We start from the raw sequence: 21,150 nt of genomic DNA, 5'->3' as shown, positions 1-21,150 counted from the left end.
TCTCTTAGCTCTTTTTCAGTCATGTCTTTCGAGCTTTTAGCTTTGGCGGATTTGGGCATGTTTGCTCTGAGTGGTTTCAAGTGAGTTAATTTTCCCGAATTATAAGCACAAAACCATTCGGATAACATGCCCGGAGAAGACAAATCGAAAAAGGCACTGGTGTAAGTTAAAGACCATCCTGCGCATTCCATTCGTTGGATTATCTCTAGGCGAGCTTCTTTCGTGTAAGGTTTTTGTTTGTGCAAAAAAGCATGTTCGCCATGAATACGAAAGACTAAACACCAGTATCGAATTTGCCGTGAACTGACGTTAAATTGCTTTGAAAGCAGACGCGAACTTTGGGTGTTGGCTTGCGCTGCAACTTCTAGTTTGAACTCTCTACTGTATGTAGACATTAAAAGACCCCCAGTAATTGGAACGTCCAACTATTGGGGGTCACTTCAAAATGCGAGGCTTTTGATTACAAGGAGCTGCGCGAAGGCTGCCCTATCGTATTAATACCTGTCAGTACAAATATTAGAAACGGTAAGTCGCTTGAACACCAACTAGTGCGATGCTACCGCTAGTTGTGCCAGAGAAAGTACCGCCAAATGGTGCTGAAGATAGATCTGAGTCGATACCAGGACGAGGTTCAACTACTGGTGACTCGTCAGCAAAGATATAGGTAAAGCCTAGATCCATATCGAAGTTGTCACTGAAGGCATAACCCATACCAGCACTTAACCATAAACGATCCATTTCAGGGATAGTTAGAGTACGGTTTGCATCAGATACAGCAGACTTATCGTAAGCTACACCGCCTCGTAGAGAGATCTTCTCATTTAGCTGATATGTCGTGCCAACAGCAAAGCGGTAACTATCTTCCCAATTTTCTTGCTTAACCAACTGAGTAGGGTTTGAAAGCGCAGGGATCTGTGCTTCCAGCTTTTCAAATGAACTCCAATCGGTCCAGTTAACACTTGCATGAATCGCTAACTTGTCTGTTAACTGGTGGAAAGACGCAAGTTCAGCCGTTGCTGGTAAAGACAGCTCCATCGAACCGTCTAGTTTCATGCTAGGGTCAAATGGATTAAAGGCTAAACCGTTTGCTTCGCCTTCAAGGTTTAGATCAACAGCAGAGCGGTAGTTAAGACCGATACGGTTGTTAGCATTAATCTGCCACGCACCACCTAACTGCCAGCCCCATGCCGTATCATCACCTTCCATATACTTAAGTGTGGTACCTTTTGGAAGAATGGCGTTACCCAGCTCTGGTGGAAGAGTGACATCAGCAGAGCTCTTAGCGCCAATGCTACCTTCACCCAACACGAAGCGAATACCAGCGCCCACGCTCAACTGGTCGTTAATGCGGTAAGCAACATTTGGATTGATCTCAACGGTAGTTACAGAGGCTTCGTTACCGAACTGAGTACCACGGAAGTCATCGTCTAGCTCAGTCGCCATACCGAAGTTACTACCAATACCTAAACCTAGGAACCACTGCTCATTTAACTGGTGCGAAACGTAGAAGTTAGGCACGACAGCATCACCAGCAATATCTTTTGCAGAAGTAGGGTTAACGCCGTCTACATATGTCACTTCACCATTGATATCGATGTTTGGCATAACCAAAATCGCGCCGGTAGTCATTTGCGTACCTTCAAGGTAAGTCAACATCGCAGGGTTGCGATTTTGTACAGCAGCGTTATCGGCCATCGCCGCTTCACCCGCATACGCGCGACCTAATCCCGTTGCAGAGTATTCAGCTAATTGAAAACCAGCCGCTTGAACCTGTGTAACTGTCCCCAAAAGTGCTGTACTAACAGCAAGAGTAATTAAACGCTTATTCATCTGTCATCTCTAATTATGTAAACAAGAAGTAGAGTATTAACTCCACTTTTTAATGGCGGCGATTTTACAACTGCAGAATATCTTTACAAGACCTTTATAAAAAACAGCATAAAAAACCAGTAAAAAACACCCAAAACAGAGAAAAGAAGGGAAAGGTCACATTTAAGCATGGAAATTAGAGGTACAAAGCCAGCAAAAGCGTCGCTGAACGCGATAAATCGGACACACACCTCAAGACACTAAGCAAAACAAAAACAACAAGATATAAGCGCTGAAACCCAAAAACACGTGTACACCTATTTAAATGGTGTTTTACAGCACAATTCACTACCCACTTTCAACAAGCTTCTTTCATTACCATCAATTAAAAAAAAACCGAATAAATACAATCAACAACAAAACATTGCCTCAGTAAAAAAACAAAAGCCATTTAGACAAATATCTAAATGGCTTCGATAAAACTTATGCTCGGTACACGTGTACACTAAATTTTAGTGCTATTATGCTCTCCATGCGGGAATGTTTGCTTCATAATTTTCAATTGTATCGGCATGTGACAGTGTCAAACCAATCGCATCAAGCCCGTTCAGCAGGTTATGCCTTGCCGACTCAGCAATCTCGAAACTAAACACGCTACCAGAAGGTGATGTCACAGTCAGCGCCTGTAAATCGACATTGATTTCAGCCCCCTCTTTGGCATCAACCTCTGCCATTAGCTGCTGCACCTCAGCATCCGCCAACTTAACAGGCAGCAAGCCGTTGTTAATGGAGTTTCCATAGAAGATATCGGCAAAGCTCGGCGCAATAATCACTTTCAAGCCAAAGTCAGCTAAGGCCCAAGGCGCATGCTCTCGACTCGAGCCACAACCAAAGTTTTCTTGTGACACTAAAATAGAAGCGCCCTGATAGCGTGGCTTGTTCAGATTAAAGTCTGGGTTTGGCTTATCACCTGCGTCATCTAGATAGCGCCAGTCGTGAAAAAGGTGTACACCAAAACCGTCACGAGTCACCTTAGAGAGAAATTGCTTAGGGATGATCTGGTCGGTATCCACGTTTGCACTATCAATGATAACCGCAAGCCCTGTGTGTGTGATAAATGGTTGCATGACTTGCTCCTAATACGGTTTGCGAATATCTACAAAGTGACCAGCGACCGCAGCTGCTGCCGCCATAGCGGGGCTCACCAAATGAGTGCGGCTACCACGCCCCTGCCTACCTTCAAAATTACGATTACTGGTCGACGCGCAGCGATCGCCCGCTTCCAACTTATCATCGTTCATCGCCAAACACATGGAGCATCCAGGTAGGCGCCATTCAAAGCCGGCTTCTAAGAAGATCTTATCTAAGCCTTCAGCTTCCGCTTGCTCTTTAACTAGCCCTGAGCCCGGCACCACAATGGCCTTAACGCCATCGGCAACCTTACGGCCTTTGGCATGCACGGCTGCGGCACGCAGATCTTCAATACGGGAATTAGTGCAGGAACCAATAAAGACCTTATTGATGCTGACATCTGTCATCAAGGTGCCCGCGGTTAAGTCAACGTACTCTAGCGCCTTCTCGATACTGTTACGCACAGTGGCATTGGTCGCATCAGCGGGGTTAGGTACTAGCTGATCGATCGCAACGACTTGCCCCGGATTGGTTCCCCAAGTCAGTTGCGGCGCGATGTCTTTAGCATCCAGCACTACAGTGGCATCAAATACTGCCCCCTCGTCAGTTTTTAGCTGTTCCCAAGCGGCAATGGCTTGGCTCCAGCTTTCACCTTTAGGTGCAAACTCTCGCCCTTCGAGGTATTCGGCTGTTGTCGCATCAGGGGCTATCATGCCCGCCTTTGCGCCCATCTCGATGGCCATGTTACAGACCGTCATACGCCCTTCCATCGACAAGGCTTCTATCGCCTCACCACAGAACTCGACCACATAGCCTGTACCGCCGTCCATACCTATCTTACCTATGATGGCAAGCACGATATCTTTAGCAGTGATCCCCGGAGCCACATGGCCACGAACCTCAATCTTCATCGTCTTGGCTTTTAGCTGACGCAGTGTCTGCGTCGCCATCACATGCTCAACTTCCGAGGTACCAATACCAAATGCTAACGCACCAAAGGCGCCATGAGTGGCGGTATGCGAATCGCCACACACGATGACAGTGCCCGGCAGAGTAATGCCAAGCTCGGGGCCCATCACATGCACAATACCTTGATTTTTATGGTGGATATCATAAAGACGTACACCAAACTCTTTACAGTTTCGCTCTAGAGTTTCAACCTGAGTACGGGCCATCGGGCTTAGCGCATCTAAACTGGCGCTGATGGTTGATGTATTGTGATCCATGGTGGCGAAGGTTTTCTCTGGCGCACGTAACTGACGGCCAGCTACTTTTAATCCACTAAAAGCCTGCGGCGAGGTCACCTCATGCACTAAGTGCCTATCGACATAGATGATCGGCGCCTCACCTTGAGCGGCAACGACCACATGACTGTCCCATACTTTCTCATAAAGTGTCTTAGCCATGATTACGCTCCCTCTGTTACTAACTTAGAGATGTAATCACCCATCTCACTGGTCGATTTGGCATTATGGCGCTCATCGCTTGGCAGCAGTTCGCCTGTTAGATAGCCGTCACTCAAGGCTTGTCCTACGGCATTTTCAATGGCTGTAGCCGCCTCTTCCAACTTCAGGCTATGACGCAACAACAAGGCTGCTGAGAGGATCTGCGCCACAGGGTTGGCGATACCTTGGCCTGCAATATCTGGGGCGCTGCCACCCGCAGGTTCATAAAGACCAAAGCCTGAACTGTTCATGCTGATTGAAGACAATAACCCCATAGAACCGGTCAACATGGCGATTTCATCGGAGATGATGTCACCGAAAAGGTTTGAGCACAGCATCACATCGAACTCGTCAGGACGACGTAATAGCTGCATGGTCGCATTATCGATATAGATGTGTTCTAGCTCGACATCAGGGTAGTCCTTAGCGACCTCTTCCACGACTTCACGCCAAAGTACTGAACAAGCAAGTACGTTGGCTTTATCGACTGACGTGACTTTCTTACGGCGCCCCTGAGCCGTTTCAAAAGCAATTTTTGCGATTCGAGTGATCTCTTTACGGCTGTAGCGCATGGTGTCGAAGGCTTCTTCATTCTCGCCTTCACCTTGGCGTCCTTTAGGCTTACCAAAATAAATACCACTGGTTAGCTCACGAACGCACACCACATCAAAACCGCGAGAAGAAATATCGCTACGCAGCGGGGACATATGCTCTAAGCCTGTATGTAACTTGGCAGGACGCATATTACAGAAAAGCTCAAAGTGGCCGCGAAGAGGTAACAGCGCACCACGCTCTGGTTGATCGTTTGGCGCCAAGTGTTCCCACTTCGGACCACCGACTGAGCCAAATAAGATTGCATCTGCCGCTTCACAGCCCTTCAGGGTTGCCTCAGGAAGTGGACAGCCATGATTATCGATAGCGGCGCCGCCTACATCGTACTCTGAATATTCGATAGAAAGTGTAAAACGCTCCTCTACCGCTTTTAACACCTTACGTGCTTCAGCCATCACCTCTGGCCCAATGCCATCTCCGGCCAGTACTGCAATCTGATAACTCATACTTCGGCTCACTCCTGTGGTTTATTCTTCAATTTTATTCTTTAGACTTATTCTTGCGCTCATAGCTATTAGGGGCAATTCGTCAGCTTACACACCGCCGAACTCTTGCTGATTCTGTTTAATGCGCTGCTTACAATCGGCGACTTTGTCGGCGCGCCAAGTTAGGTTCATCACATGAATTAACGCCTTAGCCGATGCCTCAACCACATCGGTCGCAAGGCCGACACCGTGGAAGTTTTGCTGCTGATAGTTAGCGGTGATATCCACCTGACCTAAGGCATTTTGCCCCTCGCCCTTTGCGCTTAACTGATAACTGGTAATATTGATTTCACAGCCACTGGCACGGGCAACGGCCTTATAGGCCGCATCGACAGGGCCATTGCCTGTCGCGGCTTCGGTAATGATTTCGCCGTCAATAGCAACCTTTACCGTTGCCGTCGCACTGCCCTCTGTAGAGTCGGAATGCACCACTAACTGCTGCAACTTAAAGTGATCATCCGCTTCAGCCTGTGCCTCCATAAAGGCCAATGCCTCAAGATCGTAATCAAACACTTGGCCCTTCTTATCTGCTAGTGCCAAAAACTCTTCATACAAAACATCCATATCATAGTCTTGCTCACCGTAACCAAGCTCTGTCATACGATGTTTAATCACATGGCGCCCTGAGCGTGAAGTCATATTCAAGTTATTACGATTTAAGCCAATGCTTTCAGGCGTCATGATCTCGTAGGTGTTTTGCGCTTTTAGCATGCCATCTTGATGAATGCCCGAAGAGTGGGTGAATGCATTAGCGCCAACTATGGCCTTATTCGCCTGCACCGGCATATTGCATAGTTGGCTGACTAGGCTTGATGTGCGGTGGATCTCTTTGGCGTTAATGCCTGTCTCTAGTCCTAACTCCCCCTTACGGGTCGATAGGATCATGGCGATCTCTTCTAGCGAGCAGTTACCCGCACGTTCACCAATGCCATTTACGGTACACTCGATTTGGCGAGCACCATGCTGTACGGCAGTAATAGAGTTAGCAACCGACAGGCCTAAGTCGTCATGGCAATGCACCGAGATCACCGCCTGATCGATATTGGGAACGCGATTAAACAGCGTCTGAATGATGCCGCCAAATTCGCTCGGTACCGTATAACCGACGGTGTCAGGGATATTAATGGTCCGCGCGCCCGCCTTAATGGCTTCCTCCACCATACGACACAAGTTATCGATAGGCGTACGCCCAGCATCTTCACAGGAGAACTCAACATCATCGGTAAAGCGGCGAGCATACTTCACTGCCCCAACCGCCATATCAAGCACCTGATCGAATGAGCGCTTCAACTTACTCTCAACATGAATCGTCGAAGTTGAAATAAAGGTATGAATACGGAACTGCTCTGCCACCGATAACGCCTGCGCCGCAGCATCAATGTCTTTCTCTAACGCCCGCGATAGCGCACAAACGCGGCTATTTTTAACTGTCTTAGCAATGGTTTGTACCGATTCGAAGTCCCCTGGAGAGGAAACTGGAAAGCCCACTTCCATCACATCGACACCAAGACGCTCTAACGCGAGTGCAATCTGAAGTTTTTCCTTAACCGTTAAGCTTGCCGCTAATGCTTGTTCACCATCACGTAGGGTGGTATCAAATATAATCACTCGGTTAGACATCTATCTCTCCATTGAACATCACTGTTCCGTTATGTGTTCACTCTGCTTGTTACGATTAAAATACAAAAAACCCCGCTCTATATGCGGGGTTTATTAATGCAGGCTTATTTTAAAGCGTATAGCACTAAGTCCTCCGCGCAGGGTCTGCGAGAATGAGAATAAGGAGTCCTAGTAGTGCATTGGTATACTTCTTCACTTTTATTCAACCTAATTAAATAAATATGCTCAACACCGCTGTTGAGTCGGTTAATTTTTAACTTGCATAGACATCGGTGTCAACCATAAATTCGCTTACTAAAGTTATTTTCAAGCTTATTATTGCTCACAAAAACCACAAAAAAGATGGATAATAGCGCAAAAACAAACTTACACGCCTTTTATTATCAACAGAGCATGCATTATGCAGGTATGTCGCAATATTCTCGCGCCTCAAGCTTTTTATGCATCTTTTATTTAGATTCGTTATAATGCGGCTTAAGTTGGAGAAAGCGGATAAGGATTCCCTACTGAAGCGTTTCAAAATGGATTTTCGCCTCATAATCCTCAGCTTTATGCTGTGGCTTTCGCCTGCGTATTCCTTAACACTAGAGCAGCTAGACCAACTTAATATCTCAGTATTTCAATATCCCAGCGAAGCGTTAACTAGCATTAATGATATTGAACAAAACCTCCATGCTAATTTAAACCCGAACGCCATAGCGTTACGCATAAATGCATTTAAGTGCGAGGCCTATCTACAACTTGGCGAGAATGCGGCAGCATTAAACTTAGCTCGACTCAATCAAGCAAAAGCGAAGCAGTTAAGACTCGATGAAGCCCGCCCCTACTTTCTCAACTGTATGGCTCAAGCCTATCTTAACTATGGCAACTACCAACAAGCATTACCGCTAATTCACTCGGCGATTGCTATGTCACGCCGCTTAGAGCAACCGCAAGCACTCATTAATGGGTTATGGATCAGAAGCCAGCTTGACGCACAGGTACAACACAATGACACCGCAATAGAAGATCTGCGTCTAGCGCTGGATCTCTACCCGCAAGTTAGCAAGCAAAATGAGCACTGGTTGCTAACCCCTATTGCCTATTTAAATATTGCCATGGCGAAATTGATGATAAAGGAGGGAGAACCTAAACAGGCACGGCTCTTCTTAGATAAGGCACTTACCGATCCACTCTCGGGAGGAAAAATCGCCCTAAACTTGTCGATCGATGCCGCTAAGATCGCCCAGCTCAACCAGCAAGATGAGCTGCGAGAAGAGTACATTCAAGCTGCCCGTGGCAAGCTAGCCGAATTAGGTAGTTCATTTGAGCTGGCCAATGCCTATAAACAGATCGCCTTTATCGATTTTAGCAGTGGCAAATACAGCAGCGCAGAACAGTTATTACGCCTCAGCATCAACACCTTCAAGAAAGAGGCTAATACCAATGCAACCATAGGAGCGTTGCATATACTGGCGCAAGTAAACCTAGCTCAAGATGAGGAGCGGCTCGGTCTTGAACAAATGAACGAAGCAATTGGGATAGCGAAACAAAAAAAACTATATACAGATCTTAAGCTTTGTTATGCCGTACTGGCAAAATACTTCGCCTCTAAGCAGAACTATGAGCTGGCCTATGATTATCAGTTGAAACAGTTCCAAGCTGCTGAAAATGAAACCCTCTTTATTCAAAGAATTTGGCTCTCCTATTTAAAATCAGATCTAAGCCGTCAAAAGCAGCTCTCCTACGAACAAAAAAATGCCACTGCGGCAGTAATCCCCACCTCGGTTTTACCCGCCTCAGTACTCCCCGCGCTATTGATTCTGTGTAGCTTTGCTATCTTTATATTCTGGAGTCGTAAGCGCTCACCTAAAACCGCTAAAGTGATCGATAGGCCGATTTCAATTAAGCCTAATGCGACAGGCGTGCAGAAGCTCGAAGATATGCTCAATATCAGTAAGCAGGCGGGCTATCCCCTGTCATTACTGGTTCTCGATACCAGCGGAATGTTAAGCCGCGAGCTGCCGGCAATGATTGAGCAGTTAAAGACAAAACTTAGGGAGCAAGATCTAACGCTGTTAGGGGCTGAAGAACAACTGCTCATCATGTTGCCTCACACGTCAGAAGTGAGGGCTAACAATGTCATCCAGCAGTTAACTGGAACAATTGAACTATGGGAAAGTGAAAGCAAAGTTAATATTGGCCTTGCCAGCATGCAGCAATTTGACAGCTTGCAGTCGATGATTAAGCGCGCCAGAGTTAGCCAATTAAGAAGGAAAAAGCCAGTTAGCCTTAATTAATAACGAACTAACCTTCGGCAAGGTAATCGGCGATTTCATCTAAAAACTCTCCACCAAATCGCTCAAGCTTACGCTCACCCACACCGTTTACCGCAAGCATTTCACCTGGGCTGGTTGGCAATATGGCAGCCATTTCCGCTAACGTCGCATCGTTAAAGACTAAGTAAGGTGGCACATCTAGCTCCTCTGCCAGCGTACGGCGTAACAACTTAAGCCTTGCAAATAGCTTACGATCATAATTGAGTGGAGCACGAGGATTGGCACTTCTGCGCTTAGTGGTTTGAATCACGATTCTTGGCTCCGCAAGCAGCAACTCAACTTCACCTTTTAGTACCGCTCTGGCCGATGGGTTTAGTGTCACCGAGGAGCCACGGGTAATATCCTGATTAGCTAGGCCTAAATGGATCAGCTGACGAATAACGCTAAGCCAATGCTCGTGACTCTTCTCCTTGCCAATCCCCCAAGTCGATAACTTGTCATGACCACGCTCAATCACACTGGCAGATTTAGAGCCTCGTAGCACCTCGATTAGATGATTAATGCCAAAACGCTGACCCATACGGTAGATACAGGACAACACCTTTTGTGCATCTTGAATACCGTTGTATTTCTTCGGCGGATCTAGGCAGATATCACAGTTACCACAGGCCTTTTGCGCACTCTCGTCGAAGTAGTGCAGTAACACTTGGCGGCGACAGGTCTGCGCCTCGGCAAAGGCGGCCATGGTATTGAGCTTGTGAAACTCCACCTGTTGCTGCGGTCCCGGCTCAGCCTGCTCAATCAGGTGTCTCACTCGGCCGATATCGGCAGGATCGAACAACATTAATGCCTCAGAGTCTAAGCCGTCTCGGCCTGCACGACCGGTTTCCTGATAGTAAGCCTCAACGCTCTTAGGGATGTCGTAATGCACCACATAGCGCACGTTAGACTTGTTAATCCCCATACCAAAGGCAACGGTAGCCACAACAATATCGAGCTGATCTTTTAGGAATTTATCTTGTACTTCTGCACGCTCTTCCTGAGTCTTGCCCGCATGATAGGCCTCGGCTTGATAGCCCTGTAGACGAAGACGCTCGGCGACCTCATCCACTCTGCGGCGACTACTGCAATATACGATGCCACTACTGCCATTTTGCGCAGCGATAAACTGGCGCAACTGATTAGCCGCATTGAGCTTTTCAGCCACGGTATAACGGATATTGGGGCGGTCGAAACTCGTTAGTAAAGAGTGTGGCGTAATGGTTAAACGTTCACAAATATCGGTTCGTGTCGCCTTATCAGCGGTCGCGGTGAGCGCCATGATCGGCACCTGAGGGAACTGCTGACGTAAACGCCCTAACGCAGCATATTCAGGCCTAAAATCATGACCCCATTGTGAGATACAGTGCGCTTCATCAATGGCAAATAACGACACATTGAGTTCATGCAGGCGGTCGATAAAACTTGCCTGCAACAAACGCTCTGGCGATACGTAAAGCAACTTAAGCTCGCCATAACGCATCTTTTGCAGCACCTGCAGGCTCTCTTCTCTTGGTTGAGATGAGTTCAGGTAAGCGGCCGATACGCCAGTCTGAATAAGGCTGTCCACCTGATCTTTCATCAAGGAGATCAAGGGAGAGACCACCACAGTCAAGCCAGGTAAGACTATAGCGGGCAGTTGATAACACAGGCTCTTACCGCCACCGGTCGGCATGATCACCAGACAGTCTTGTCCCGCACAGATCTGCTCAATCACCTCCCTCTGACCCTCTCTAAAAGTACGGTAACCAAATACCGACTGAAGGGTGGAAGCTAACTGATCGACTGAATTATCGAGTACGGCCTGATCCATAGTGAACCTGTGTAAAAAATAGGGTCGACTATTCTAATTGAGCGTGAGGCTATTGTCTCTCTAGATTGTCGTTACTGAATAAATTTTGAGCTTGCATCATCCTATCCATTAGAGATAGATTAAATACTCTAAAGTGGCTAGTAAGATTACCTATCGAAGAAAAGGAAGCGAGATGAGTCAGCTTATTCAGCAAGAAACACTGCGTAGAGTCGCCGAGATTTTTGACCAGCACGTCCCGTTTCATAACCTACTGGGCATGGATATCAAACGCTACGATATGGATGGTGTCGAAATTCAAGTGACCATGAAACCTGAGCTGATTGGTAATATCCACCAACAGATCCTCCATGGTGGAGTCACGGCAACGGTACTAGATGTTGTTGGCGGCCTCACCGCATTTTCAGGCTTAGTGGCCAGCCGCGATGATTGGACGATTGAAGAGTTGGAACACCGCATTAAAACACTAGGCACCATAGATCTACGAGTGGACTATTTGCGCCCGGGTCGTGGCGAAATTTTTACAGGCACTGGTACTGTGATAAGAGCGGGGAACCGAGTATCGGTATCACGGATGGAGCTCCACAACGAAAAGGGAGACCATATTGCTTTTGGTACAGGTACTTACATGGTGGGCTAACCATCGACTCTCTAGCTGATACTCATAATAACCATAGTGGCAGCGAAAGTTTCCTCTCTGTCACTTTCAAATAACAGCAACTCGCCAGAATAAAGCGCTTGGCCAGCTTGAGTCTGTTGCTCTGGGGGACTACAATCTGCGGTTACTTCCCTATTTAGCACATTCCAATGCAAGAAATTGAATACCGTAAAGGCATAGTCTATGCGATTTGCGCCTATACCCTTTGGGGATTTGCCCCTATTTATTTTAAATTGCTTGATAGCGTCTCTGCTGCCGAGATCTTGCTGCACCGAGTGATCTGGTCATTTTTCTTTGTCACTATTTTAATTGCACTATTTGGTGGTTTTGCTCGCCTGCGCCACCTGCTTAAACAGCCCAAGCAACTTGCCGTACTGTGCGTAACGTCACTGCTGATCGCGGGCAACTGGCTACTATTCATCTGGGCGGTCAACAACGACCATATGCTTGATGCCAGTTTAGGCTACTTCATCAACCCTTTAGTTAACGTTAGCTTAGCGATGATCTTCCTCGGGGAACGCCTACGTAAGCTGCAATGGGCTGCAGTCGCACTTGCCGCAACAGGCGTAATGATCCAGCTGATCTCTTTTGGATCCATTCCTCTCGTGTCACTCGGCCTTGCCTGCTCATTTGCCTTCTACGGTTTATTGCGTAAAAAAGTGAACGTTGACGCCAAGACAGGCCTATTGGTTGAGACCGCTATCTTATTACCGATTGCACTCGTCTATCTGTTTGCTAACGTTGGCGATTCACTCACCCACTTAATGAACAATGATCTACAGCTTAACCTATTACTGATGGCTGCCGGGATTGTAACTACGGTGCCGCTGATCTGTTTTGCCTCTGCGGCAGTTAGGATCCCGTTTTCGATGTTGGGCTTCTTCCAATATATCGGCCCAAGCATCATGTTTATCCTCGCTATCGCCTTGTTCAACGAGCCTTTCGATGCAGAAAAAGGCATTACCTTTGCGTTCATCTGGGCTGCATTGTTCCTATTTACGCTGGACATGCTGTATAAGCGAAAAGCCAAATAGTACTGCTAGGTATAACGAGTCTAGCCAACAAAAAAGCGAACCTTTAAGTTCGCTTTTTTGTTGTTATCAAACCGATAACTTAACTCTATCGATTGAGTAATTCATCGGGCTCATCGAGACTCAAAATCAACGGGTAATCGAGCAAAGTAGGGATTAAAACCATCTTGTCGGTATCGGTAGTGGCAACAAACGCTTTTTGCTCATTGGCGAGTCGAAACCAACCTAACTGAAATCCCGGCATTCCCATGCCATTTGCACGAAAATTAGGTTTAAAATCAGGCTCACTATTGAGATCTAGACGTTTAATCCCCGCTCTATCGACTTCACTAAGCGGCAGGCTAAAGCCGTAAAAAGGCACCTCAAGTGTTAAGGTGTCTGAACTAACAATCAGTTTAGAATCATTAACCTTATAAAACATCCAACTAAAAGCCAGCACCATAGGCAGCAATACACCTATGCTCACCGCCTTACTGACTTTAGGCATCTTCTTGAAGTAGATGAACACAGCTAGGCCGATCAAAATGGCCAGCAAGGCGACAAAACTCCAGTGACCAGTCGTAGTAAGTGGCGCTAATGAATAAACCTGAGACATAGAAGTTCCTTATCGTCTAAGTGACCCCTATTGTTTCACAGCGACATAATATGTCAACTTACAAAATGACCGCCAAAATTATAGATCCAGCGCTAAAATCTTCGACTTACGTTGATAGTTATACAGCTGCTTTTTCTTTTCTGGCAGCGCTTCAACCTCGACCATATTAAACCCATGCTCTAAGAACCAATGAATACTGCGAGTCGTGAGTGCAAACAGGCGGGAATAGCCCCTTACTCGTGCCTGACCAATAATATTTTGCAGTAGCAAGCTGCCTCTATCGGCATCTCGGTAGTCAGGATGCACCACAAGGCAGGCAAATTCGCCCGCGTTATCCTCTTCAAATGGGTAGAATGCCGCACAGCCAATGACCAAGCTATCACGCTCGATCAGCATGAATTGCTCTATCTCCATCTCTAGCTGCTCACGTGAACGCCGCACTAAGATCCCTTTCTGCTCTAGCGGACGAATAAGATCTAATATGCCGCCGATATCGCCAATCGTTGCTCTGCGCAGTCGCTCGGCACTTTCAGTCACAATCTGGGTACCGATACCATCGCGAGAGAAGAGCTCTTGCAGTAGTGCGCCATCATCGAGATAGCTGACAAAATGGCAGCGACTGACGCCATTGCGGCAGGCATCGATACTCGCCTCCAAGAAAGCCTTAGTACCAACACATAAGGGAGAGACTTCGGGGAACTCATTTAAGATTTTTTGCGCTTCGGTGGGCATCAACTCCGCGATAACCTGGCCATCACTCTCCAAAATACCTTTCTGAGCGCTAAAGCCTATCATCTTGTCTGCTTTGAGTTTTATTGCAATCTGGGTGGCAACCTCTTCAGCAGTAAGATTAAAGCTCTCACCCGTTACTGAGGCCGCTACAGGACCCAGTAATACGATACCACCACTGTCGAGCTGGCGCTTCAGCCCCTGGCTATCAATACGACGCACCTTTCCGCTAAGACAGTAATCGACACCATCCTCGACCCCTAAAGGCTGAGCAATCACAAAATTACCGCTGACCACGTTGATCTGCGCCCCCTGCATAGGCGTGTTGCTTAGGCTCATCGACAGCCGCGCCGTGATATCCAGATGCAAGGCCCCAACCACTTGTTTAATCACTTTAAGGGCATCTTCTTCAGTCACCCTTACACCGTTGTAATATTCGGCAGCTAAACTGCGCTCGGCCAGCGCTTCATCAATTTGCGGTCTAGCGCCGTGAACAAGGACTATTTTGATCCCAAGGCTGTGCAATAGCGCAATATCATTGATGATAGCTCGGAACTGTTGCTGTGCGATGGCCTCGCCAGCCAACATCACGACGAAGGTTTTGCCCCTATGGGCATTCACATAGGAAGCGGAATGACGAAATCCATCAACAAGTTCTGTGGTACGCACGCTAAAATCACCTTAAAATAAATAGATATTCACCGAACAACTAATCTTTACTGACTTAGTCAGCAACTTAAAGCAATACTATTGCATTTAAATTCACTTAAAAAGCATTTATTTTCATTTGATGGGTATTTTATCGTCAGATGGGAGATCAATCAGGCGTTTACACTTGATCTACTGATGAGCTACCGAGGGTTAGCGAAGAAGTTGCAGACACTTGTGCTATCGGGGAAGCGACTGGAATTGTCATCATCGCGTTCATGATAAGCGCGCGTAAAGATCATGCTGAAAAGTGGGAAACACTAAATTGCAGGCAAAAAAAAGCCTCTATAAATAGAGGCTTTTTCCAGATGCTTAAACAAGTAATTACTTGATTTTAGCTTCTTTGTACATAACGTGCTGACGTACAACTGGATCAAATTTCTTGATTTCCATTTTTTCAGGCATGTTACGCTTGTTTTTTTCAGTCGTGTAGAAATGACCAGTGTTAGCGCTAGAAACTAGCTTGATCTTCTCACGGTTACCTTTAGCTTTAGCCATGGTTTATTACACCTTCTCGCCGCGGGCACGAAGTTCTGCAACAACAACTTCAATACCTTTCTTATCGATGATACGCATACCTTTAGTAGATACACGTAGCTGTACGAAACGCTTCTCGTCTTCTAACCAGAAACGGTGGTTCTGTAGGTTAGGTAAAAAACGACGACGCGTAGCATTCTTCGCGTGCGAACGGTTGTTACCAACCATTGGTCGCTTGCCAGTTACTTGGCATACTCTTGACATGTCAATCTCTCCAAAACAATATTTAACGCTCGAGCATTAATGCACCTCGAACACGGCCGTCGCCTGAGGCACACAACAGAGGGCGCATTTTATACAGGATCTAAAATCAAAGATCAAGGGATAGTTAATCTATCCATCCCCGTTCAGCAAAAGAAACTATCTCTCGATCGCCTACAACCATATGGTCCAACAAGGAAACATCGATAGTTTGTAAGGCTTGTTTCAATCGCTCAGTAATTCGTCTATCGGCGGTACTAGGCTCTGCAATTCCAGAGGGGTGGTTGTGACACACGATCACCGCCGCTGCCTTTCTTTCAAGCACCAAGCTCACCACATCACGTGGATAAACCGAGGCCGAATTGATGGTCCCCCTAAATAATTCAACGAATTGAATCACTCTATGCTGACTATCTAACAGTAAAATAGCGAACACTTCGTAGGCACGATCAGACAATTGTCTCATTAAATAGTCCCGAGTTAAATCAGGATCAGATAAAATTTTTCCTCTTTGTAGTTTTTCTTGCGAAATTCGCGTGCCTAACTCTACTGCTGCCTGCATTTGAGCGAACTTCACCGGACCTATTCCGTCTAGCCGACAAACTTGTGTCTGAGACGCGCTAAGCAAGCCTCTAAGGCCGCCAAACTCATTTATCATGCTTCTCGCCAGCTCTACTGCTGTTAAGCCTTTTAACCCCACTCTAAGCAAAACCGCTAATAATTCTGCATCAGATAACTGTTTTACCCCTTGGGTCAATAATTTTTCTCGCGGCGCCTCACCTTCTGGCCAGTCCTTTATTGCCATCACAACCTCCTTGTTGTTCTCAGGTATGAGTATGGTCTAGATTTTTGGAACTTGTGCATCACCATTTTGCAGTTTGTGATATCTTAGCCCAACCTCTGCGGCATGATGAAAAACATCATCGCCAACATGATTATGAAAAAGAGTTAAGTATGGGTCTCAATAACAAAAAGGTACTACTGGGAATTGGCGGCGGCATTGCCGCATATAAATCGGCCGACCTAGTACGCAAGTTAAAAGAACGCGGCGCCGACGTCCGTGTTGTTATGAGTCAAAGTGCGCAGGAATTTATCACCCCGCTAACTTTGCAGGCACTTTCTGGCCATCCGGTGGCAACCGATCTGCTTGATCCTACTGCCGAAGCTTCGATGGGGCATATCGAATTAGCACGCTGGGCAGACTTAGTCATCATTGCACCAGCAACGGCTAACCTTATCGCCCGCGTTAATGCGGGGATGGCCGATGAGCTGATCACCACGACCTGTTTAGCTACCGAAGCCCCTGTTGTTATTTGCCCAGCCATGAACCAACAGATGTATCGCAATGCCGCGACGCAAGCCAATTTAAAGCAAGTGGCCGAACGTGGTATTCACATCTGGGGCCCTGATTCAGGCTCACAGGCCTGTGGTGAAGTCGGCCCAGGTAGAATGCTTGAGCCTGTGGCGATTGCAGACAAAGCGGTGAATTTCTTTGGCCCTAAACTGCTGCAAGGTATGTCGCTACTACTCACAGCAGGCCCAACTCGCGAAGCTATCGACCCTGTGCGTTATATCTCCAACCATAGCTCTGGCAAGATGGGCTTTGCGCTCGCCAAAGCGGCAGCAGAGATGGGCGCAGAAGTCACACTCGTTGCCGGTCCCGTCAACCTCGCGACCCCTAACGGCGTTAATAGAGTCAATGTTGAGTCGGCCCAAGAGATGCTAGATGCGGTGATGCCACAGGTTGAGAAGCACCAGATATTTATTGGCTGCGCCGCCGTTGCCGATTACCGCCTTGCAGAAGTTGCCGACAGTAAAATTAAGAAATCTGCCGAACAGATGCAACTTGCGCTAGTGCGAAATCCTGATATCTTAGCCAGCGTTGCCAGTCATGCTAAACGACCTTTTACCGTCGGATTTGCAGCTGAAACCAATGATGTAGAGCAATATGCACGCGGAAAACTGACTCGCAAGAAGCTCGATATGATTGCCGCTAATGACGTATCAAATAGCGCCATTGGCTTTAACAGTGACGCTAACGCACTCAGTGTATTTTGGAATGATGGCAGCATCGATTTACCCGCTGTCGATAAGGACACTTTAGCCAAGCAATTGCTTACTCTAATAGCGAACAAAATAAAAAACTGATGAAAACACCAATCGAATTAAAGATTTTAGACTCACGCATCGGCACCGAATTCCCACTACCAGCTTATGCTACACCAGGCAGTGCAGGCATGGATCTTCGCGCCATCACAGATACTCAACTGGTTATTCAGCCGGGTGAAACTGTGCTTATTCCTACAGGAATCGCCATTCATGTGGCAGACCCAAGTCTAGCGGCGGTGATTTTACCGCGCTCAGGTTTAGGCCATAAGCACGGCATCGTTCTCGGTAACTTAGTTGGACTTATCGATTCAGACTATCAAGGACCATTAATGGTCTCTTGCTGGAACCGTGGCAGTGAGCCTTTTACAATCGAAATCGGTGATAGACTCGCGCAGCTGGTATTTGTACCGGTTGTTCAGGCTGAATTTAAACTTGTCGACGAGTTTGATCAGTCGGATCGCGGCGCAGGTGGATTTGGCCACTCAGGAACCAAATAACTGTTTGGGTGTTTTTCACCCAATCATTTTTAATGGATAGCATGGAGCAATGTTTCCTTGCCGTCTCGCTCAGTAGTAATCGAGTGAAGGACAGATAAATGGCTGCAAGCCCGAAAATAAATCGTCGTGAGCATATCCTCCAATGCCTAGCGACTATGTTAGAAACAAGCCCCGGACAAAGGATCACCACAGCTAAACTAGCAGCTGAAGTCGGCGTTTCAGAAGCGGCACTCTACCGCCACTTTCCAAGTAAGGCGCGCATGTTTGAAGGACTTATCGAGTTTATCGAAGAGTCCTTACTATCACGTATCAACCTGATCATGGATGAAGAAAAAGACACCATGAAGCGTTGTCAGCAACTGCTGCAGTTACTGCTAGTATTTGCCGAACGCAATCCAGGGATCTCTCGAGTATTAAACGGTGATGCGCTGCTAGGTGAGAACGAGCGACTACGCAGCCGTATTAGCCAGCTGTTTTCGAAAATCGAGACGCACTTAAAGCAGATTCTGCGTGAAAAAAGCCTACGTGAAGGTAAGGCTTTTAACCTTGACGAAGCCGTGCTAGCCAACCTACTGCTAGCCGTTGCCGAAGGCCGAATCGCTCAGTTTGTCCGTAGCGAGTTCAAGCTAAAGCCAACAAAACACTTCAATGAGCAATGGACTTTTATCCAGCAACAACTGCTTCAAAGCTAATACCAATAAGTATCAAATTAGTTTATTAATCTACAAAAATGGCAGCAAGCCACACATGCTGCCATTTCCTCCAATCTCTATTGTTTCGCCCCTGCTTTTAGTTTATTTTTCACACTGAAATCACTACAAAAATTGACATTTGTTTCCACAAGGAAGTTGTATGAAACTCATCAAAGCTATTGGCCTTGCATGCTTTGCTTGGCTAAGTTGTAACGCATCAGCAAAAACAGATGACGCAGCAAGCCTGTTCAGTCGTTCGGCTCAATTCTCACAGGTAAAAATCTCTCCAGGCGGTGATTACCTCAGTGCCATCACCAAGAAAGATGGCAAAAACATGCTAATCATCTTAAACGCCTCGGACAAAAAACCAGTTCACGCGGTGTTTTTTGAAAGCAATGCTCAAGTGGGTCATTACGAGTGGGTCAACGATGAACGCCTAGTGATGCAAAAGGAATACCTCAAGGGCTGGAGCGATCATCCTCTCTATTATGGCGAATTAATGGCAGTCAACGCCGATGGTTCACGAGCGACTTACCTATTTGGTTATCAAGGGGGTGAACAACAAACAGGCTCAAACCTTAGGAAAAACACTCCCATTCGCGCCACGGCATATATCTTAGATCCTATGCCTGAAGATGATCGCTATATGTTAGTTCAGGCTCTTCCTTGGGGAGGAGGTGGCAGTAATATGGCTGAGAATACGCAAAAAGTGTATCGCGTCGATGTCTATAAGGGCAGACGTAAAAAAGTTGCGAGCTCCCCTATTCCCTATGCCAATTTCTTAACCGACCATGATGGTGATGTGCGCTTTGTTAGCGGTACTCGGGACTACGTGAACACTAAGCTCTATTACCGAGACGATGGCAGCTGGATAGATACCGAAAAACTTAACCTTGGTTTGGACGATATAAAACCCATTGCCTTTAGCGATAACAAGGACAGTGTTTATGTCACGGCAAGTGAGTCAGGCAAGCCTGCTGGCGTTTATTTGATCAACATTAAAACCGGCGACAAAAAACTTGTTAGCCAAGATAAAGTGGTTAACCCAAGTAACGTATGGATCAATGCAACGACCAAGAAGCTCTACGCAGTCGAATACGAAAACGGTTATCCAACCTACGAGTTTGTTGACTCCAAAGATCCTTCGGCAAAGTATATCAAACAACTTTTAGCATCTCTGCCGGGTCATCAAATTCACTTAGTGAGTCAAACAACTGATGCAGACAAACTCATCATTAAAGCCTTCAATGACCGTAACCCTGGCGACTACTACCTGTTTGACTCTAAAGCCGTCAAACTCGAATATCTCGTGTCACAAAAGAACTGGCTAGACCCGGATCTGATGGCAGAAATTAAGCCTATCCATTTCACCAGTCGAGATGGGGTCGAGATCCATGGCTACCTCACCCTACCCCACGGTAAAGAGGCGAAAAACCTGCCTTTAGTGGTTAACCCCCATGGTGGCCCCCATGGTCCACGAGATTGGTGGGGCTTTGACTCGCAGAACCAGATGATCGCTAGCCAAGGGGCCGCAGTCCTGCAAGTTAACTTCCGTGGTTCTGGTGGTTACGGTTCAGGGTTTGAAACTGCTGGTCATCAAAAGTGGGGCACAGAGATCCAATATGACATCATTGACGCAACCAAATATGTAATCGACCAAGGCATCGTCGATAAAGACCGGATCTGTATCGTTGGCGGTAGCTTTGGCGGTTACTCGGCCATTCAAAGCTCAGCGATAGAACCAGATCTATTTAAATGTGCTATCGGCTTTGCAGGTGTCTACGATCTTCAGCTGATGTTTGATGAAGGAGATGTACAAGGACGCCGCGCAGGTAAACGCTACCTAAAAGAGGTACTAGGTGAAGATGAAGCCGTGCTCAAGGCTATGTCTCCAACCCACAATGTCGATAAGCTTAAAACCAACATCATGCTAGTCCACGGCGGAGAAGATGAGCGCGCCCCTATCGAGCAGTTCGAAGCGCTTGAAGATGCCCTCAAAGAACAGAAATACCCCTTTAAAAAGCTGGTAATGGACGATGAAGGCCACGGATTCTATGACGATGCTCATAGGGCCAAGTATTACAGTGAAATGCTTAGTTTCTTAAAAACCAATCTGAAATTGTAATATTCTCAACAGAAAAACCGACTAAATTAGTCGGTTTTTCTTATCTTCAATGCGGTTTT

19 protein-coding genes are annotated in these 21,150 nt (G+C 46.8%); 7 read left to right on the top strand and 12 right to left on the bottom strand.

What is annotated here, in order from left to right; translation table 11 throughout:
* The 6 genes from L1D44_RS07130 to leuA all read right to left on the bottom strand — a co-directional run.
* The coding region (locus L1D44_RS07130; RefSeq protein WP_239889501.1) for a transposase at nucleotides 1–395 on the bottom strand (395 nt) is incomplete at its 3' end.
* A gap of 121 nt (nucleotides 396–516) precedes the next feature.
* Nucleotides 517–1,830, bottom strand: coding sequence for an outer membrane protein transport protein (locus tag L1D44_RS07125; protein WP_239889500.1), 1,314 nt, complete (start codon nucleotides 1,828–1,830; stop codon nucleotides 517–519).
* 500 nt (nucleotides 1,831–2,330) lie between these two features.
* A complete protein-coding gene (gene leuD, locus L1D44_RS07120) occupies nucleotides 2,331–2,936 on the bottom strand; it encodes a 3-isopropylmalate dehydratase small subunit (RefSeq protein ID WP_239889499.1) in 606 nt (201 codons plus the stop codon).
* Nucleotides 2,937–2,945: 9 nt separating this feature from the next.
* Entirely contained in the window at nucleotides 2,946–4,346 is a 1,401-nt protein-coding gene (gene leuC, locus L1D44_RS07115) for a 3-isopropylmalate dehydratase large subunit (protein WP_239889498.1), read from the bottom strand.
* Between the two features lie 2 nt (nucleotides 4,347–4,348).
* Nucleotides 4,349–5,443 carry a 3-isopropylmalate dehydrogenase gene (gene leuB, locus L1D44_RS07110; RefSeq protein WP_239889497.1) on the bottom strand — a complete coding sequence of 365 codons (1,095 nt, stop codon included), beginning with the start codon at nucleotides 5,441–5,443 and terminating at the stop codon, nucleotides 4,349–4,351.
* An 87-nt stretch (nucleotides 5,444–5,530) separates the two neighbouring features.
* Nucleotides 5,531–7,102, bottom strand: a complete 1,572-nt coding sequence (gene leuA / locus L1D44_RS07105; protein ID WP_239889496.1) for a 2-isopropylmalate synthase — start codon at nucleotides 7,100–7,102, stop codon at nucleotides 5,531–5,533.
* A gap of 521 nt (nucleotides 7,103–7,623) precedes the next feature.
* On the opposite strand from leuA, the gene L1D44_RS07100 reads away from it, so the two are divergent.
* Nucleotides 7,624–9,381: a histidine kinase gene (locus L1D44_RS07100; RefSeq protein WP_239889495.1), complete on the top strand. Its 1,758-nt coding sequence runs from the start codon at nucleotides 7,624–7,626 to the stop codon at nucleotides 9,379–9,381.
* 7 nt (nucleotides 9,382–9,388) lie between these two features.
* Here the strand turns inward: L1D44_RS07100 and recQ are convergent, their stop codons facing one another.
* Nucleotides 9,389–11,212 (bottom strand): DNA helicase RecQ, encoded by a 1,824-nt coding sequence (gene recQ, locus L1D44_RS07095; RefSeq protein WP_239889494.1) that lies wholly within the window; start codon nucleotides 11,210–11,212, stop codon nucleotides 9,389–9,391.
* A 172-nt stretch (nucleotides 11,213–11,384) separates the two neighbouring features.
* Here recQ and L1D44_RS07090 point away from each other — a divergent pair, with 172 nt between their 5' ends.
* Together L1D44_RS07090 and rarD are read left to right on the top strand one after the other, a co-directional pair.
* Nucleotides 11,385–11,849, top strand: a complete 465-nt coding sequence (locus tag L1D44_RS07090; RefSeq protein ID WP_220769558.1) for a thioesterase family protein — start codon at nucleotides 11,385–11,387, stop codon at nucleotides 11,847–11,849.
* Between the two features lie 167 nt (nucleotides 11,850–12,016).
* Nucleotides 12,017–12,901 (top strand): EamA family transporter RarD, encoded by an 885-nt coding sequence (rarD, locus tag L1D44_RS07085; protein WP_239889493.1) that lies wholly within the window; start codon nucleotides 12,017–12,019, stop codon nucleotides 12,899–12,901.
* 85 nt (nucleotides 12,902–12,986) lie between these two features.
* Here rarD and L1D44_RS07080 read toward each other — a convergent pair whose 3' ends face one another.
* The 5 genes from L1D44_RS07080 to radC form a co-directional block, all read right to left on the bottom strand.
* On the bottom strand, nucleotides 12,987–13,493 hold the full coding sequence (locus tag L1D44_RS07080) for a PH domain-containing protein (RefSeq protein WP_239889492.1): 507 nt from the start codon (nucleotides 13,491–13,493) through the stop codon (nucleotides 12,987–12,989).
* Nucleotides 13,494–13,571: 78 nt separating this feature from the next.
* Nucleotides 13,572–14,891, bottom strand: coding sequence for an amino-acid N-acetyltransferase (argA, locus tag L1D44_RS07075; RefSeq protein WP_220769561.1), 1,320 nt, complete (start codon nucleotides 14,889–14,891; stop codon nucleotides 13,572–13,574).
* A gap of 363 nt (nucleotides 14,892–15,254) precedes the next feature.
* A complete protein-coding gene (gene rpmG, locus L1D44_RS07070; protein WP_012275560.1) occupies nucleotides 15,255–15,428 on the bottom strand; it encodes a 50S ribosomal protein L33 in 174 nt (57 codons plus the stop codon).
* 6 nt (nucleotides 15,429–15,434) lie between these two features.
* On the bottom strand, nucleotides 15,435–15,671 hold the full coding sequence (gene rpmB, locus L1D44_RS07065) for a 50S ribosomal protein L28 (RefSeq protein ID WP_028769274.1): 237 nt from the start codon (nucleotides 15,669–15,671) through the stop codon (nucleotides 15,435–15,437).
* A 124-nt stretch (nucleotides 15,672–15,795) separates the two neighbouring features.
* Nucleotides 15,796–16,473, bottom strand: a complete 678-nt coding sequence (gene radC / locus L1D44_RS07060) for a DNA repair protein RadC (protein WP_239889491.1) — start codon at nucleotides 16,471–16,473, stop codon at nucleotides 15,796–15,798.
* A 149-nt stretch (nucleotides 16,474–16,622) separates the two neighbouring features.
* On the opposite strand from radC, the gene coaBC reads away from it, so the two are divergent.
* From coaBC to L1D44_RS07040, 4 genes are all read left to right on the top strand, one after another.
* Nucleotides 16,623–17,816, top strand: a complete 1,194-nt coding sequence (coaBC, locus tag L1D44_RS07055) for a bifunctional phosphopantothenoylcysteine decarboxylase/phosphopantothenate--cysteine ligase CoaBC (RefSeq protein ID WP_239889490.1) — start codon at nucleotides 16,623–16,625, stop codon at nucleotides 17,814–17,816.
* Complete coding sequence (gene dut, locus L1D44_RS07050; RefSeq protein ID WP_220769564.1) at nucleotides 17,816–18,274, top strand: dUTP diphosphatase; 459 nt, start codon at nucleotides 17,816–17,818, stop codon at nucleotides 18,272–18,274. The genes coaBC and dut overlap by 1 nt, the downstream gene beginning before the upstream one ends.
* Before the next feature lie 98 nt (nucleotides 18,275–18,372).
* Nucleotides 18,373–18,966, top strand: a complete 594-nt coding sequence (gene slmA, locus L1D44_RS07045) for a nucleoid occlusion factor SlmA (RefSeq protein WP_220769565.1) — start codon at nucleotides 18,373–18,375, stop codon at nucleotides 18,964–18,966.
* A gap of 160 nt (nucleotides 18,967–19,126) precedes the next feature.
* A complete protein-coding gene (locus tag L1D44_RS07040; RefSeq protein ID WP_239889489.1) occupies nucleotides 19,127–21,091 on the top strand; it encodes a S9 family peptidase in 1,965 nt (654 codons plus the stop codon).
* Nucleotides 21,092–21,150 lie beyond the last annotated feature (59 nt).

It is taken from the genome of Shewanella sp. Isolate13, assembly GCF_022398325.1.
Lineage (GTDB): Bacteria > Pseudomonadota > Gammaproteobacteria > Enterobacterales > Shewanellaceae > Shewanella.
The sequence above is the reverse complement of the archived record's forward strand: the minus strand, read 5'-3'. Positions and strand labels throughout refer to the sequence as shown.